General features: G+C 45.7%; 17 protein-coding genes. 7 read left to right on the top strand and 10 right to left on the bottom strand.

Going from position 1 to position 15545, the window contains the following annotated elements:
• Positions 1–23: 23 nt before the first annotated feature.
• Both BMX44_RS07430 and BMX44_RS07435 read right to left on the bottom strand, forming a co-directional pair.
• On the bottom strand, positions 24–1163 hold the full coding sequence (locus BMX44_RS07430) for a PilT/PilU family type 4a pilus ATPase (RefSeq protein ID WP_090630573.1): 1140 nt from the start codon (positions 1161–1163) through the stop codon (positions 24–26).
• 22 nt (positions 1164–1185) lie between these two features.
• Positions 1186–2226: a type IV pilus twitching motility protein PilT gene (locus BMX44_RS07435; RefSeq protein ID WP_090630576.1), complete on the bottom strand. Its 1041-nt coding sequence runs from the start codon at positions 2224–2226 to the stop codon at positions 1186–1188.
• A 271-nt stretch (positions 2227–2497) separates the two neighbouring features.
• On the opposite strand from BMX44_RS07435, the gene BMX44_RS07440 reads away from it, so the two are divergent.
• Positions 2498–3340, top strand: a complete 843-nt coding sequence (locus tag BMX44_RS07440) for an inositol monophosphatase family protein (protein WP_090630579.1) — start codon at positions 2498–2500, stop codon at positions 3338–3340.
• A gap of 158 nt (positions 3341–3498) precedes the next feature.
• On the opposite strand, the gene scpB is transcribed toward BMX44_RS07440, so the two are convergent.
• The 6 genes from scpB to BMX44_RS07470 form a co-directional block, all read right to left on the bottom strand.
• Positions 3499–4074: an SMC-Scp complex subunit ScpB gene (scpB, locus tag BMX44_RS07445; protein WP_090630791.1), complete on the bottom strand. Its 576-nt coding sequence runs from the start codon at positions 4072–4074 to the stop codon at positions 3499–3501.
• 52 nt (positions 4075–4126) lie between these two features.
• Complete coding sequence (locus BMX44_RS07450; RefSeq protein ID WP_090630581.1) at positions 4127–4951, bottom strand: segregation and condensation protein A; 825 nt, start codon at positions 4949–4951, stop codon at positions 4127–4129.
• 14 nt (positions 4952–4965) lie between these two features.
• Positions 4966–6168, bottom strand: a complete 1203-nt coding sequence (locus tag BMX44_RS07455; protein ID WP_090630584.1) for a tryptophan--tRNA ligase — start codon at positions 6166–6168, stop codon at positions 4966–4968.
• An 80-nt stretch (positions 6169–6248) separates the two neighbouring features.
• Complete coding sequence (locus tag BMX44_RS07460) at positions 6249–6920, bottom strand: site-2 protease family protein (RefSeq protein WP_090630587.1); 672 nt, start codon at positions 6918–6920, stop codon at positions 6249–6251.
• Positions 6910–7545, bottom strand: coding sequence for an L-threonylcarbamoyladenylate synthase (locus BMX44_RS07465; protein WP_090630590.1), 636 nt, complete (start codon positions 7543–7545; stop codon positions 6910–6912). Before BMX44_RS07465 ends, BMX44_RS07460 begins: the two co-directional genes overlap by 11 nt.
• A 108-nt stretch (positions 7546–7653) precedes the next feature.
• The gene (locus tag BMX44_RS07470; protein WP_090630593.1) at positions 7654–8493 is read right to left on the bottom strand and encodes a 3',5'-nucleoside bisphosphate phosphatase; all 840 of its coding nucleotides are present in this window, start codon (positions 8491–8493) and stop codon (positions 7654–7656) included.
• 162 nt (positions 8494–8655) lie between these two features.
• On the opposite strand from BMX44_RS07470, the gene BMX44_RS07475 reads away from it, so the two are divergent.
• The 5 genes from BMX44_RS07475 (at position 8656) to BMX44_RS07495 (ending at position 13177) form a co-directional block, all read left to right on the top strand.
• Positions 8656–9888 (top strand): NnrS family protein, encoded by a 1233-nt coding sequence (locus BMX44_RS07475; protein WP_090630596.1) that lies wholly within the window; start codon positions 8656–8658, stop codon positions 9886–9888.
• Between the two features lie 220 nt (positions 9889–10108).
• Complete coding sequence (locus BMX44_RS07480) at positions 10109–10528, top strand: rubrerythrin family protein (protein WP_090630599.1); 420 nt, start codon at positions 10109–10111, stop codon at positions 10526–10528.
• Positions 10529–10656: 128 nt separating this feature from the next.
• Positions 10657–12048 (top strand): heterodisulfide reductase-related iron-sulfur binding cluster, encoded by a 1392-nt coding sequence (locus BMX44_RS07485; RefSeq protein ID WP_090630603.1) that lies wholly within the window; start codon positions 10657–10659, stop codon positions 12046–12048.
• A gap of 5 nt (positions 12049–12053) precedes the next feature.
• The gene (locus BMX44_RS07490) at positions 12054–12644 is read left to right on the top strand and encodes a DUF3501 family protein (RefSeq protein ID WP_090630606.1); all 591 of its coding nucleotides are present in this window, start codon (positions 12054–12056) and stop codon (positions 12642–12644) included.
• Positions 12644–13177 carry a CNP1-like family protein gene (locus BMX44_RS07495; protein ID WP_090630609.1) on the top strand — a complete coding sequence of 178 codons (534 nt, stop codon included), beginning with the start codon at positions 12644–12646 and terminating at the stop codon, positions 13175–13177. The genes BMX44_RS07490 and BMX44_RS07495 overlap by 1 nt, the downstream gene beginning before the upstream one ends.
• A 38-nt stretch (positions 13178–13215) precedes the next feature.
• Here the strand turns inward: BMX44_RS07495 and BMX44_RS07500 are convergent, their stop codons facing one another.
• Positions 13216–13530 (bottom strand): HPF/RaiA family ribosome-associated protein, encoded by a 315-nt coding sequence (locus BMX44_RS07500; protein ID WP_090630613.1) that lies wholly within the window; start codon positions 13528–13530, stop codon positions 13216–13218.
• A 30-nt stretch (positions 13531–13560) separates the two neighbouring features.
• Positions 13561–13998: a host attachment protein gene (locus BMX44_RS07505; protein WP_090630615.1), complete on the bottom strand. Its 438-nt coding sequence runs from the start codon at positions 13996–13998 to the stop codon at positions 13561–13563.
• A 498-nt stretch (positions 13999–14496) separates the two neighbouring features.
• On the opposite strand from BMX44_RS07505, the gene galE reads away from it, so the two are divergent.
• A complete protein-coding gene (gene galE / locus BMX44_RS07510) occupies positions 14497–15540 on the top strand; it encodes a UDP-glucose 4-epimerase GalE (RefSeq protein ID WP_090630616.1) in 1044 nt (347 codons plus the stop codon).
• Positions 15541–15545 lie beyond the last annotated feature (5 nt).

A 15545-nucleotide genomic window follows, 5' to 3' on the forward strand; every position in this document is an offset into this window, starting at 1 on the left:
TTGCAGCACCGGGCAACCGCCGGTTATTCCTGTATGGCTAAATGGGTTATACCCGCCGATAAATCGGCATTTCTGGCATCCTTTCCTTTCAGTTTGATTTGTAGACGCAATTCATTCATGGAATCGGCATTTCTTAAAGCATCTTCATAACTGATCAAACCATTTTCAAATAACTCAAACAGCGCCATATCAAATGTCTGCATTCCCAGTTCGCGTGATTTCTTCATTATCTCCTTGATTTCATGCACATCACCTTTAAAAATCAGATCAGAAATCAATGGGGAATTTAACATGATTTCAATGGCAGCCGCTCGCCCTTTTCCATCTTTATTAGGAATCAGGCGCTGGGCAACCAGACCACGCAGGTTGAGCGACAAGTCCATCAGTAACTGCGCCCGGCGCTCTTCAGGAAAAAAGTTAATAATTCGATCAAGCGCCTGGTTGGCGCTGTTAGCATGCAACGTACCCATACATAAATGACCTGTTTCAGCAAATGCTATCGCATGTTCCATGGTTTCCTGATCACGAATCTCACCGATTAAGATAACATCCGGCGCCTGTCGCAGTGTATTTTTCAGAGCCGCCTCCCAGGATTCGGTGTCAACACCGACTTCACGTTGCGTGATCACACAGTTAATATGTTCGTGGACATATTCCACCGGGTCTTCAATAGTTATAATGTGTCCATAAGTGTTTTTGTTACGGTGACCGATTAATGCCGCCATCGATGTGGACTTACCAGAACCGGTACCACCGACAAAAATTACCAGGCCTCTTTTACTCATCACCACTTCCTTGAGCACAGGCGGTAACCCCAGTTCGTCGAAGTCGGGAATTTTTGTTGTAATCGTACGTAATACCAACCCCACTCTTTGCTGCTGAACAAACGTATTAACACGGAAACGTCCGATACCAGCGGGATTGATAGCAAAGTTGCATTCCTTGGTCTGTTCAAACTCAGCTGACTGTTTATCATTCATAATAGCGTGCGCAAGCGCCTCAGTATGCTGTGTTGTAAGTGGTTGTTGTGAGACTGGTGTCATTTTTCCATCAACCTTTATCGCAGGTGGAAAACCCGCAGTGATGAACAAATCCGATGCTTTTTTACTGAGCATCAAACGCAACAGATCATGCATAAATTTTGTAGCTTGTGCTTTGTCCATTTTTATTCCTGAATTTCCGGATTTATCTGAAATTATCTTTATTTGCTGCCTTGATGCGCGCTTCTGCCATTGTCACGACATTGCGTCTGACCAGGTCGGTCAGATTTTGGTCCAGTGTTTGCATCCCCACACTCTGCCCGGTCTGTATTGCTGAATACATTTGTGCAACCTTAGCTTCGCGAATAAGGTTGCGAATTGCGGGAGTACCAATCATGATTTCATGAGCGGCCACACGCCCGTTACCGTCCTTAGTTTTAAGTAATGTCTGGGATATCACTGCTCTTAACGACTCTGACAACATGGCACGGATCATATCTTTTTCTTCTGCCGGAAACACATCAATAATACGGTCAATGGTTTTTGCAGCAGAACTGGTATGGAGCGTACCGAAAACCAAATGACCAGTCTCGGCTGCAGTCATGGCCAGTCGTATTGTTTCCAGATCGCGCAACTCACCCACCAAAATAATATCCGGATCCTCACGCAAGGCGGAACGCAATGCATTCTCGAAACTGTGTGTGTCGCGCCCGACTTCACGCTGATTAATCAGGCATTTTTTGCTCTCATGAACAAACTCTATGGGATCTTCAAGGGTCAAAATGTGTCCGAAATCACTTTCGTTAATATGATTTATCATCGCTGCCAGCGTCGTCGATTTACCTGAACCTGTAGGTCCGGTAACAAGTACGACACCTCGGGGCTGCTGTGCAATTTCTGTAAAGATCTTGGGGGCATTCAACTCATCAAGCGTTAGCACCTTGGATGGAATAGTCCGCATAACTGCCGCAGCACCGCGCTGAGTATTAAATGCGTTTACACGAAAACGGGCAAGATTGGGTACTTCAAATGAAAAATCACACTCGAGATTTTCTTCGTAATATTTACGCTGAGCGTCATTCATAATGTCGTACACCATGCTATGAACTTCTTTGTGCTCCATCTCTGGCAAGTTGATGCGTTTGACTTCACCATGCACGCGAATCATTGGCGGCATTCCGGCGGACAAATGCAAATCAGAAGCCTTGTTTTTAACTACAAATGCGAGCAATTCCACTATGTTCATACATATCCCTCAGAAAATTTCAGATAATGCTTGAGTTTTCATATATCTGGCTCAGCCAGATCACGGCCGGTCAAGACAGGTTTGTTTTTCTTATGTACGGACAAAACACACAGAAATTAAGTATTCATCGACAATTGCCGGGCAAACTTATGTAATCAGGTATGCATAGCCTTTCAATTTCAGCGCGGCAGTCTGTACACTTTTCTGCCTGATCACGGCTGATTCATATTAGAATGTCAGGTTTTTCCTGAACGATAAAATTAGAAATACCATGCATCCAATGTTGAATATTGCGATCAAAGCCGCACGACGAGCTGGCGATATCATTAACCAGGCTTCTAGAAACCTGGATTTATTGAATATTTCCAAAAAATCCCGCAGCGATTATGTCAGTGAGGTCGATGGTGCCGCTGAAGAGGCCATCATTAAAATACTACATGACGCGTATCCGAATCATGCCATTCTTGCTGAGGAAAGCGGGGTACGTGGGGATATGGCTCAAGCCGAATACCAGTGGATCATAGATCCACTGGACGGCACCACAAATTTTCTGCACGGTTTACCTCAGTATGCGGTTTCAATTGCATTAAAACATAAAGGTTTACTCAATAAAGCAGTGGTATATAACCCGAATAATAATGAACTGTTTACTGCCAGCAGGGGCGGCGGCGCGTATCTGAATAATCAACGTTTACGTGTCAGTAAACGTACACGCCTTGAAGACTGTTTGATCGGCACTGGCATTCCATTCAGAGATCTGACACATTTAGAAGCCTATCTAAAAATGTTTAAAGATATTATTCCACGTGTTGCGGGTATTCGCCGTCCAGGCTCGGCATCACTGGATCTGTCTTACGTGGCCGCTGGTCGTTACGATGGTTTCTGGGAAATCGGATTGGCTCCTTGGGATATGGCCGCAGGTTGTCTGTTGATACAGGAAGCCGGTGGATTAGTTGGCGATCTGGAAGGTAATGATTCCTACCTGGAAAGCGGTCAGATCCTCGCCGGCAATCCTAAAGTGTTTGCACAGCTGCTGCAGGTCATCCAGCCTCACTTGAGCCAGGCGCTGATTGATAATCATCGCAATGCGAAAAACACCAGTACTGCAGTATAAAACTGGACGCTATTTTATGCAGGGCCAGCGGAATCATTAATTCTTAACACATGTCATCAATGTATCGATAATTTTGTATCAAACAATCTCAGACGATACCAAAAGGCATTCCAGACCTGCTTGACAAGTACGAATCTCTAAAGTTATTCAGGCGGGTGTTATTCATTCGTTGAAGATTCCACTTCTGATTCTTCTATGCTATTCACTTCTGTATCGATCAACGTTCCGAGCTCCTCTAGCGGTGGAAGTTCCTCCAGGGCACGTATACCCAGATCATTCAGAAACTGTTGTGTAGTTGCAAGTAACGCCGGCTTACCGGGCACGTTCCGATGGCCGACTTGATCAACCCAGCCGCGCGCCGTCAATGTCTTCAGGATGGATGACGAGACACTGATACCCCTGATTTCTTCGATATCACCACGCGTGACCGGTTGATAATAAGCAATAATTGCCAGCGTCTCCATTACTGCACGAGAATAGCGGGGCGTTTTGGGCGGATTCAAACGATTCAGAAAAGGCTGCATTTCCGCTGTAACCTGGAACCGCCACCCACTGGCAACACGCACTAGCTCGATACCTTTGTCTGTCCAGTCTTTGCGTATCTCCTCTAGATAGCTGCTTATTTGTTTCGATTCAACCTGGCTATCGAACAGTTTTTTCAGCATGGCTGTTGACAGGGGCTCTTGCGCAGCAAGCAGTGCTGTCTCAATCACCTGCTTGATCTGTTGTGGCATCAAAGCATTCGATGCAGATACAATCGGTTTACCATCATCGGGATCAGAACGATTAAATTGAATCGGCCGATCTGACATATATAGCCCCAAGGGTTTCAGGTTGCGTTATTTCAACCAGCATTTCCTTGGCAAGCTCGAGTATTGCAAGGAAAGTCACAATTACTTCAGCAACAGTTGCTGTCGGACTGAACAAATCATAAAACGCCGTTTGTCCGCGCTGCTGCAGATCTCTGAGGACCTGACTCATATAAGCTCTTACTGAAAGCTTCTCACGGATAATTCGATGATGTCTGTTGATACGGGCTCTTGCCAGCAGTGTCAGCCAGATCTGGCGAAGATCATCGACAGAGACACCCGGCAGTTGATCGGGAACACACTCATCCATCCAGACCTGCACAGTTGAGAAATCACGACCCGCCAGGGGTAAATCATTTAAACGTATTGCCGCCAATTTAATCTGCTCATACTTCAGCAACCGTTCAACCAACTCAGCTCGTGGATCGACATCCTCTTCATCTCCGCTAACTGGAACCGGCAGCAACATACGCGATTTTATTTCGATCAACAAGGCTGTCATCAGTAGATATTCCGCTGCCAGTTCAAGCTGTTCCACCTCCATCAACTCAACATATGCCATATACTGCTGTGTTAGCTGCACCATCGGTATATCAAGAATATCAAGATTATGCTTGCGAATCAGGTAAAGCAGCAGATCGAGCGGCCCTTGAAATGTATCCAAAAACACTTTCAACGCATCAGGCGGAATATATAAATCCCTGGGAAGCTCCATCAAAGGCTCGCCGCAGATCGTTGCGATAGGCTCTGCTTCAGATTGGTTCAAGGACTCATGGATTACCGAATCCGCTGCTGAAGTCATGACTTATTACAATTTCAGGAGTAATTAAGCCCGATGGCTGAGCGAATATCACGCATCGTTTCTTCTGCAAGCTGATTTGCTTTTTCACAACCATCGGCAATAATATTGCGAACCAACACGGGATCTTCCTCGTAAATACGGGCACGTTCTCGCATGGGTTCTAGTTCAGCCAGCACTTTTTCAATCACTGGCCCTTTACAATCAAGACACCCGATTTCTGCGCTGGTACAACCATGTTGAACCCATTTGCATGTCTCGTCATCCGAATAAATCAAGTGAAACTGCCAGACCGGGCAAACTGCCGGATTACCAGGATCAGACCGCCGCACACGCGCCGGATCGGTTGGCATGGTACGAATTTTTTTTCGTATACTTTCAGGATCTTCTCGCAGACTAATCGTATTGTTATACGATTTGGACATTTTCTGACCATCTAGTCCAGGCATACGCGAAGCTTTTGTCAACAGTGTCTCGGGCTCGCATAGAATCATTTTTCCACCGCCTTCGAGATACCCAAACAAGCGTTCTTTGTCCCCCATACTCAGATTCTGCTGGGTATTCAGCAATGATTTGCCCTCTTCCAGAGCACTTTCGATACCTTGTTCCTGGTACCGGTTGCGCAGCTCTCTATACAACTTTGATTTTTTAGATCCCAGCTTTTTGATAGCTGCCTCTGCTTTTTCTTCAAAACCTGATTGCTTGCCATAAAGATGATTGAACCGGCGGCAAATTTCTCGAGTAAACTCAATGTGAGGCGCCTGATCTTCGCCAACCGGCACACGATTTGCGCGATAAATCAGAATATCCGCACTTTGCAGCAATGGGTAACCGAGAAAGCCATAAGTGCTCAGGTCCTTTTCAGTCAATTTCTCCTGCTGATCCTTGTAGGTGGGCACGCGTTCAAGCCAGCCCAGTGGCGTCATCATTGACAGTAATAGAAACAATTCAGCATGTGCCGGCACTTTTGATTGAATGAACAAAACTGCTTTGGATGGATCAATACCAGCTGCGAGCCAGTCAATCACCATATCAGTAGCATTCTTCTCAATAATTTCTGGAGAATCGTAATGAGTCGTCAACGCGTGCCAGTCGGCCACGAAAAACAGGCACTCATACTTTTGCTGCAATTCAACCCAGTTTTTTAATACACCATGATAATGCCCCAAATGCAAATTACCTGTTGGACGCATCCCCGATAAAACACGATCAGCAAACATATGTTATGTCCTAATTTCAGATAGTATGAATCTTCGGTTCATTAAATAAATGGAAAGTTTCTGGACACTGAAAAAATCGATTAAACGTAGAGTCCAAAAAAAGAAACCATCATTAACTTGATGAGTGTTATTAACGGCCAGACAATTAAGCCAAGAATTCCACTGATCAATAAAACCAGCAAAATCATAAAGCCGTAAGGTTCGATTTTAGCGAAGTGACTGGCAATTTGATGAGGAAGCAGGCTCATAGCCATACGTCCACCATCAAGTGGTGGCAGCGGTAACAGATTTAACACCATCAATATCACATTGATTTCAATACCCGCCCTGCCCATTAATAACAGGGGACCGGTAAAATCACTGACAGGCAGAATGATGGCAAGCTTTATGATCAGTGCCCAAAAAACAGCCATCATCAGATTGGCCCCTGGTCCGGCAACCGCAACCCATAACATGTCCTGTTTGGGCTTGCGCAGGTTGGCGAAGTTGACAGGTACCGGTTTGGCCCAGCCAAATAGAAAACCTGCTCCCATGGTTAATTTACTGACAATAAACAGTGTTGCTGGCACCAGAATCGTGCCGACCGGATCTATATGCTTTACCGGATTAAGACTGATTCTACCCTGGTTGAATGCAGTAAAATCGCCGAAATACCTGGCTACATAACCGTGTGCAGCCTCATGCATGGTAATGGCAAATATAACCGGTAAAGCGTATATGGCAATTCCCTGTACAATGCCATCAAGATCCATGTTCTATTCCGAAAGGATCAAGGCTGCCTTTACCCGCCCTGACAAGCATCGGCACATCATCTGTCAGGTCAATAACAGTGGTCATCTCCAGACCACAGGATCCGGCATCCATCACCAGATCGATTTGTTGCTCCAGACGCTGTCTGATAGATTCTGCATCATTCATAGGCAATTCGTCGCCTGGCAGCACCAATGTTGAACTTAACAAAGGTTCACCCATTTCCTCCAGCAATGCCAGGGCGACTGGATGATCTGGAATGCGCAAACCAATAGTATAACGCTTGGGGTGCTGGAGGCGGCGCGGGATTTCCTTACTGGCCAGCAAAATAAATGTGTAGCTGCCGGGTGTATTGGCCTTCAGTAAACGGTACTGGGCATTATCTACCCTGGCGTACAACGAAATTTCTGCCAGATTCCGGCATACCAGCGTAAAGTGATGCTTTTCATCCACCTGACGAATCGTCCGTATCCGTGACATTGCGTTTTTATCACCGATCTGGCAACCCAGTGCATAACAAGAATCCGTTGGATAAACAATAACACCACCATTACGCACGATATTCACGGCCTGCTTGATCAATCGTAAGTGTGGGTTTTCTGTATGAATCGTGAAAAATTGAGCCATAGCGAGTGATTATACCAAATGATTGTCAGTCAATTAATATGTGAACTGTCGTTTGGATGTTGCGCAAGCATGCTGCCTGATACATCATTTTAGCAGTACGCCCGTTGTTTAAAATGCATTCCAGTCATGCCATACCGGTACGCATCCGGATGGCAGTTCCGGCAAACGGCCTAAATCAAAAAAACTTTCGCCCGGTCCATGAAAATCGGACCCGCATGATATCAGCAAATTTCTGCGTTTTGCATGTGCTGCAAAAATCTCCACTTGTTGAGGAGTATGGCTGGCGCTGATCACTTCGATAGCGGAGCCGCCCAGAGCTGAAAACTCATCGAGCAAATCATTTAACACATTCTTTCCTAAATTATATCGGGCCGGGTGTGCGATTACGGCATTGCCGCCACTTCCGGTTATCCACGCAATTGTCTGGCTGAGTGCGGCCCATTCATGATGGGCATAACCTGGTTTCCCCTTGACCAGATATTTCTTGAATACCGATTTCATATCCTTGGCGTATCCCTTCTCGACCAAAAAACGTCCAAAATGTGTCCGACCGATCAGGCCACGCTCACCAACAAAGGCATAGGCACCTTCGAGACTGCCGGTAATACCGGCTTTCTCCAGTTCGGCAGCAATGTTTTGAGCCCGTTGCGTGCGGCCGGAACGAATGGCGGCCAGACCCTCATAAAGCGGTTGATATTCTGGATCAACATTCAGTCCCAGAATATGTATGGTCCGGCCACGCCAGCTGACAGAGATTTCCACACCATTTATAAATGTGATATTTTTTTCCGCTGCAGCACAACGGGCTTCGTCTAATCCGGCAACATCATCATGGTCCGTCAGCGCCAGCATCTTTACGCCACGCTGAGCAGCCCGGTCAACAAGTTGGGCAGGTGTCAGAACGCCATCAGAAACATTTGAATGACTGTGCAAATCAATATCGAGCATGTTGAATTTTATATAGTGCAGTAATAGGACAGGAGGTGTAATTCAATTCGTATCAACAATCAGCATCAGCAGGACTTAACAAACGACCAGTAATCTGACAGCTGACAGCTAACATCTGTTAAATTAACTATATTATATCAAATTCGTTATAAAGGATTCCGAATGCTCACTAATTTATGGCATCACATTTCGGCAGCGCCGCATCGCAGTCTTTTTTTAGCAGGCGCACTACAAGGTATTTTTACCCTGATATGGTGGGTATACGACCTGGCGGGAAGATATGCAATATTTGGTGCAAGTACAGCCTGGAGCATCACGCCAACCTGGGCACACGCATTTTTGATGATTTATTGTTTTTTTCCGTTTTTTATTTTTGGTTTTCTGTTCACAACTTATCCGAACTGGATGAACGGAAAAAAAATCACCAAACACGTCTACATGACGACATGCATGCTTATGATTGCTGGTGTCGCATTGTTTTATACAGGGCTTTTCCATGAAAAATGGATTAGCATAGCAGGCGTTGCCGTTATTCTGGGTGGATTTATCAATGCATTCAGATCATTGCAGAACATTCTTATTCAGGCTAAAGATCAAGACAGGCGCCATGCTGCTGTAACCAGCATCGCCTTATTGATGGGTTGTCTGGGTATTGCAGCTTATCTGTTGTGGTTACTTACTGACAGTCTGTTTTTCCTGGATTTTTCACGCCAGGCAGGCATCTGGTTTTTTTTGATGCCGATTTTGCTGGCCGTTTCGCACCGTATGATTCCATTTTTTTCCAGCCGGGTGCTGGATAATTATGTTGTCTTCAAACCGTACTGGGTACTCTGGATCATGCTGACGTGCACTATCATGCATGGTCTGTTGCAACTGGCGGGCATGATCCAGTACCTGTGGCTGGCAGACCTGCCCCTGGCAACCTGCGCCCTGTTCTTGTCCATCCGCTGGGGATTGCTGCGCAGCTTTCAGATCGGCCTGCTGGCTGTGTTGCACATTGCTTTTGCCTGGCTCAGTATTTCAATGCTGCTGTTTGGTCTGCAAAGTTTTATCTTCATGCAGAACAATGCCAGCACGTGGCACTTGGGAATGGCACCGCTGCACGCCTTGGCTATAGGCTATTTTGCCAGCATGGTACTGGGCATGGCATCACGTGTCACAATCGGACACTCAGGCCGGCCCTTGGTACTGGATCATTTTACATGGCAACTGTTCATAGGTTTTCAGGCAACCGCAGTGGTCAGAATACTGCCAGAACTGATTCCTCCAGTATCCCAGTTTGCACCGATACTGTATCTGATTGCGGGGCTGATATGGTTAACATGCTTCAGTTTATGGGCCATTCGCTACATACCGATTTACTGGCGCCCGCGTATCGACGGCAAACCCGGTTAACAACTTACATGTTATCACCAGCAAATGTCTGGCCGGCAACCTTGACAAGCATAAACTGCTTCGATAGTCTCGCTTCCAAAACGAATCCAGCATTCAAAAAATAACCGAATCGGCTATCATTGATGCTGGCGTTTATGTCAGAATGATGCATAATTCCGATCATAATAATTATTACAAGTAGATATTGTGAAACGCGTTACGTTACAAAGGAGATAAAACGATGGAACTCAAAGGATCCAAAACCGAAAGTAATCTAAAAGCAGCCTTTGCTGGAGAATCTCAGGCAAATCGCCGCTATTTGTATTTTGCCGCCAAGGCCGATGTCGAGGGACAAAATGATGTCGCAACAGTATTTCGTTCAACTGCCGAGGGTGAGACGGGACACGCTCATGGTCACCTGGAATATCTGGAATCATGCGGTGATCCGGCTACTGGTCTGGTTTTCGGCGCGACACGTGATAACCTGAAAACTGCTATTGCCGGAGAGACCCATGAATATACCGACATGTATCCTGGAATGGCAAAAACTGCACGTGATGAAGGTTTTGATGAAATCGCCGACTGGTTTGAAACGCTGGCAAAAGCCGAACGCTCGCACGCCAATCGCTTCCAGCGCGCACTCGACAGTCTGACCGATTAATCTGTAAAACAGATTGTATTGCTGTAAAGGCAAGTTTTCCTGTAATACACAGCGGATGGAAATAATCACCTCAGGCGAATAATTTCATCCGCCCGGTAATACATTCTGTTTTTTATATCGATTACACTATGGCTACTCGCGAAGGCAGTCTGGAAGCACCCACACGCTATCCGATTGATTGGAAAAAAATTGAGTTCTACAATGAAGAGAGTCTTCAGAATGAAATGGAGCGCATCTTTGACATCTGTCATGGATGTCGGCGCTGTGTCAATCTGTGCACTGCATTTCCGCGTTTATTCGATTTGATTGACGAAGGCACCACCGGTGAACTTGATGGCGTAGAAAAAAGCAAATTCTGGGAAGTTGTTGACCGCTGTTTCTTGTGCGACATGTGTTTCATGACCAAATGCCCCTATGTACCGCCACATGAATGGAATGTAGATTTCCCGCATTTAATGCTTCGCAGCAAGGCTGTTCAATTCAAAAACAAAGGCGCCGGCTTCCGTGACCGATTGTTATCAAACACAGACCAGGTCGGAAAAATTGCTGCGACACCGGGAATTGCTCAGAGCATCAATACACTGAATAAATCATCAGCAGTGCGCAAATTAATGGACACCACTCTGGGGATACATGCCGACCGTGTTCTACCTGAATATACCGCCAAAAAATTCCGCTCAAATGCTCGAACCGATAATCGCTTCACGGTCAAAGACGGTGAGCGCACACATGGCAAAGTAGCTATCTACGCCACCTGTTATGTCAATTATAATGAACCCGGTATTGGGCATGATTTGCTGAAAATACTGGAGCATAACGAAATTCCAACGATACTGGTGTCAAAAGAATCGTGTTGCGGCATGCCAAAACTGGAACTTGGTGATCTGGAGTCGGTAGAAACACTGAAAAACGAGAATATTCCGCAATTGTTGAAACTGGCCCAGGATGGATTCGCCATTCTATCTGCAATACCGTCCTGCATCCTGATGTACAAGCAGGAATTGCCGCTGTTATTTCCGGATGACGAAGCCGTTCATACCGTAGCTGCCGCCATGTTTGATCCGTTCGAATATTTCGTGTTAAGAAATCAGGATGAACTGTTGAAAACAGACTTTAAAACACCGCTGGGTAAGGTTGCCTATCATATACCCTGCCACCAGCGGGTACAAAATATCGGCAAAAAAACACGCGATGTTTTACAACTGATTCCCGGCACCGAGATCAATGTTGTTGAGCGCTGTTCCGGCCATGACGGCACCTGGGGCGTCAAAAGCGAGCATTTTACTGATTCGATGAAAATCGGACGCCCGGTTTTTCGCCAAATGGCCACCAATCAACCGGATTACATCAGCTCGGACTGTCCGATTGCTGCGCGACACATTGAGCAGGGTATGGGATCCGAAAATTCAGCAAAAAAACTTCACCCGCTTTCTCTACTGCGTATAGCCTATGAAGGCTATCCTGAAGACAACCAGCAATCCGATTTATCCAATCAATCAGTCAACTCTAAGACCGACTAGATGAAATGAAAAAAATTACCCGTGACAGTTTGTTAACACTGGAAGATTACGCCAAAGTACGAAATCAGAAACGCAGCGAAGTCATGGCGCACAAAAAAACGCGAAAAGTGCAGCTTGGCAGTCATATTACCCTGATATTTGAAGACGATATCACTATCCGTTACCAAATACAGGAAATGTTGCTCGTTGAACGTATTTTTCAGGATAACGAAATCATTCATGAACTTGACACCTATCTTCCGTTAATACCAGACGGTACCAACTGGAAGGCGACCATGATGATAGAATACCCGGATCCTGCCGAACGGGCCGCCCAACTTGCAAAAATGGTCGGAATAGAAGACAAAGTCTGGGTAAGAATTGATGATTATCCGTCAGTTTACGCAATTGCAGACGAAGATCTTGACCGAGAAAATACTGAGAAAACATCATCCGTACATTTTCTCAGATTTGAGCTGTCACACGACATGATCCGCGCACTGCATCAACGCGGCAATCTATCCATAGGTGTTGATCATCCGGCATACCGGGCGGTTATAGATACCATAGACGAGCAAATCCGTACTTCGCTGACCAACGACCTTATCGACCAGTAATGAACAATCCTGGACAACCGGCAACATGGACTGTTCTGGCAATTGTTTTAATACTGCTGGTTTCCTGCGCTGCAAAAAAAGAGTTCAAAGACGAATTCGATGGTGAGAAAACATGGATTGAGCAGCTTACCCAGCTTCCAGCCTACCCAGATTTAAAAAATCTGATTGAATTTGATGCAGGGCCGACAACCGATTACAGTCATGCCATAGATCCTGATTCAATCCTTATCGGCCAGGATGGAGTGATTCGCTATACATTGGTTACTCGTTCCTCAGCAGGCGCTATGAATATCAGCTATGAAGGTATTCGCTGCATTACCAATGAAAGAAAACTGTATGCTATTGGTAGAGACGACCATACCTGGGTGGAACCCAGATTATCGGAATGGCAGTCACTTGATTTTGTCAGACAGTTTTACGCTCAACGTGAATTATCAAAAAATCTGTTTTGCCCGCACAAACAAATCGTCAGCAGCCGGGAAGAGGCGATCAGCGTATTGAAAAAAGGGATTCATCCTGACATTTATCGTTAATTCATCGAGCATTCCGCTACGTTCGCAGGTGCGTACGATTATTTGTTTTTCTGTTTCCCAAGCATGCTGCTCATCATATTTTTAAGCTTGTCGACGGCACCGCGTACGGCTGCATCCAGGTCTGCATCCTGATGAGTTACTGCAACGGGTTGCCGGTTTTCGATGCGAGCTTCTATCACGCAACGCTTATCATTGCTTCCTCCCTTTTCACTGTTTTCATCGCTGATGTGCACTTCAACGCGAGTAAGCTGTTCACTAAATCGGTCCAGTCCATGCTCAACCATGGCCATAACATGATTTGACAAAACTTCTCGGCCTTCAATGTTACGATCGGTATTAATTTGAATCTGCATGTGTTCTCCTTTAATCCTGCCTGGAAGCAATCAAAGGCGCTCCGGCAGACGAGTACGTAATTCGTCGGTTTTCATCGCAGTATAATCCTTATCTATTTCCAAAGACATCTGTGTGGTCAAGGCCGCGCTGAGATTGGCTCGCAACAACCCTAGAAACGCAGGTGCCGCAACTATGACAAACCGATCGAATTTTTTCGTTAAACGGCCCTGCTCAAGGCGATCGGCAAGCAATTTTGCAAAACGGATCTGCTCTTGTTCCTGTGGACTGACATCAACCTCCATCGCATGCCGTCCTTCGCCATGACTGTCAAAACTGCGTCCCGGGCGGTCCGAAGTCAGGTCAGACTGCTTTATCCGGGCAGCCGGGTTATCGAAAGTCTCAATTTCAGTTAAAGGCCCAATGGGTGAGTCTGCTGAAAAAAGTTTGGCGTTACCGCTATTTGCGGAAAGAATCCATATTTTTGTCATATTTAACACTCCATTGTTATTTAAATAGTTTTAACACTATTTTGAAGTTCAAAACCGGTTTACAAACACATTCCCGTCCTTTGGTTTACAGTGTACTAGCAAACGCCCTGTCTGCAATACTGTAAGGAATGTTAGAATATCTTGCAAGGCTCTTGGCCAGTAATTGTGTAGTATCAAATTTTGTAACTTGCCCGCTTCACCGTACAGCATATGCAATGATTTGCAAACCGTGGTCAATTTCAATGCTGATCTGGCTGATGCACATCTGAACCAATCATTATCAGGAGAAAGCCTCGCCGCTTTGAGCTGGTAAAGCATTATCGCCCAAATACACCGATCGCGATACAGTTAAATAATAATACGCACTGGTACACTGCGCCCGACTTCAAAGTCTTTCCCATGTCAACAAAACAGCATGATCATGCATACTTTTTCTTCAAATAACCAACGATTTTTCAACATATAATCCTGGTACAGATCACTTGAAATAAAAACAGTATGAAGAAGACCATTTTAGTAACAGGCGGATTGGGGTATATTGGCAGTCACACCGTCGTCGAACTGCAGGAAAGCAACTACAATGTGATTGTAGTTGACAATCTGTCGAATTCCATTCGGGAAGTTACAGAACGAATTACTTCCATCACCGGCCAGCCTGTCAAACTGTATATTGCCGATATTAATGATGATATATCACTTTCTGCTCTATTTAAGAAGGAAGTGATTGACGGAGTCATCCATTTTGCTGCACATAAAGCCGTTGGCGAATCTGTTCAGAAACCTTTCAAATACTACCGGAATAACATCGATGGCATGATCAGCTTACAAAGAATCATGCATCAATTTCATGTCAAGACCCTCGTATTCTCTTCCAGTTGCACCGTATACGGTGATACCGGTCATTCGCCGATCAGTGAGACTCATCCGGTAACCGAGGCCATTTCTCCCTACGGAACGACCAAATTGGTGTGCGAGCAGATTCTGAAAGACCTGTGCAGATACAGCGGCTTCAAGGGAATCATTTTACGTTATTTCAATCCTGTAGGCGCGCATCCATCCGCAAGCATCGGTGAACTGCCGCTCGGAGTGCCGGACAACCTGGTTCCGTATATCACCCAGACCGCTGCAGGAATCAGGGAGAAACTGACTGTATTCGGCAATGATTATAATACAGCTGACGGAACCAACATACGCGACTATATTCATGTAGTAGACTTGGCCAAGGCGCATGTCAAATCCCTGGACTACGCATTCAGGATGAATCAGGATTACGAGATTTTTAACCTGGGTACCGGCAAGGGACATAGTGTACTCGAAGTCATAAAAACTTTTGAGCAAGCCAGCGGAATAGCTTTACCCTACGTTATAGGCACTCGAAGAACAGGAGATGTCGAACAAATCTGGGCCGATGCAACAAAAGCGGTTCAACTACTTAAATGGACACCTCAGCATGATCTGCTCGACATGATGAAAACGGCCTGGAAATGGCAACTGGCTCTGGCCGAAAGCAACCAGAACAAATCCGCAACAGAGAATCAATAAACAAT

The organism is Nitrosomonas marina (assembly GCF_900110145.1).
GTDB lineage: Bacteria > Pseudomonadota > Gammaproteobacteria > Burkholderiales > Nitrosomonadaceae > Nitrosomonas > Nitrosomonas marina.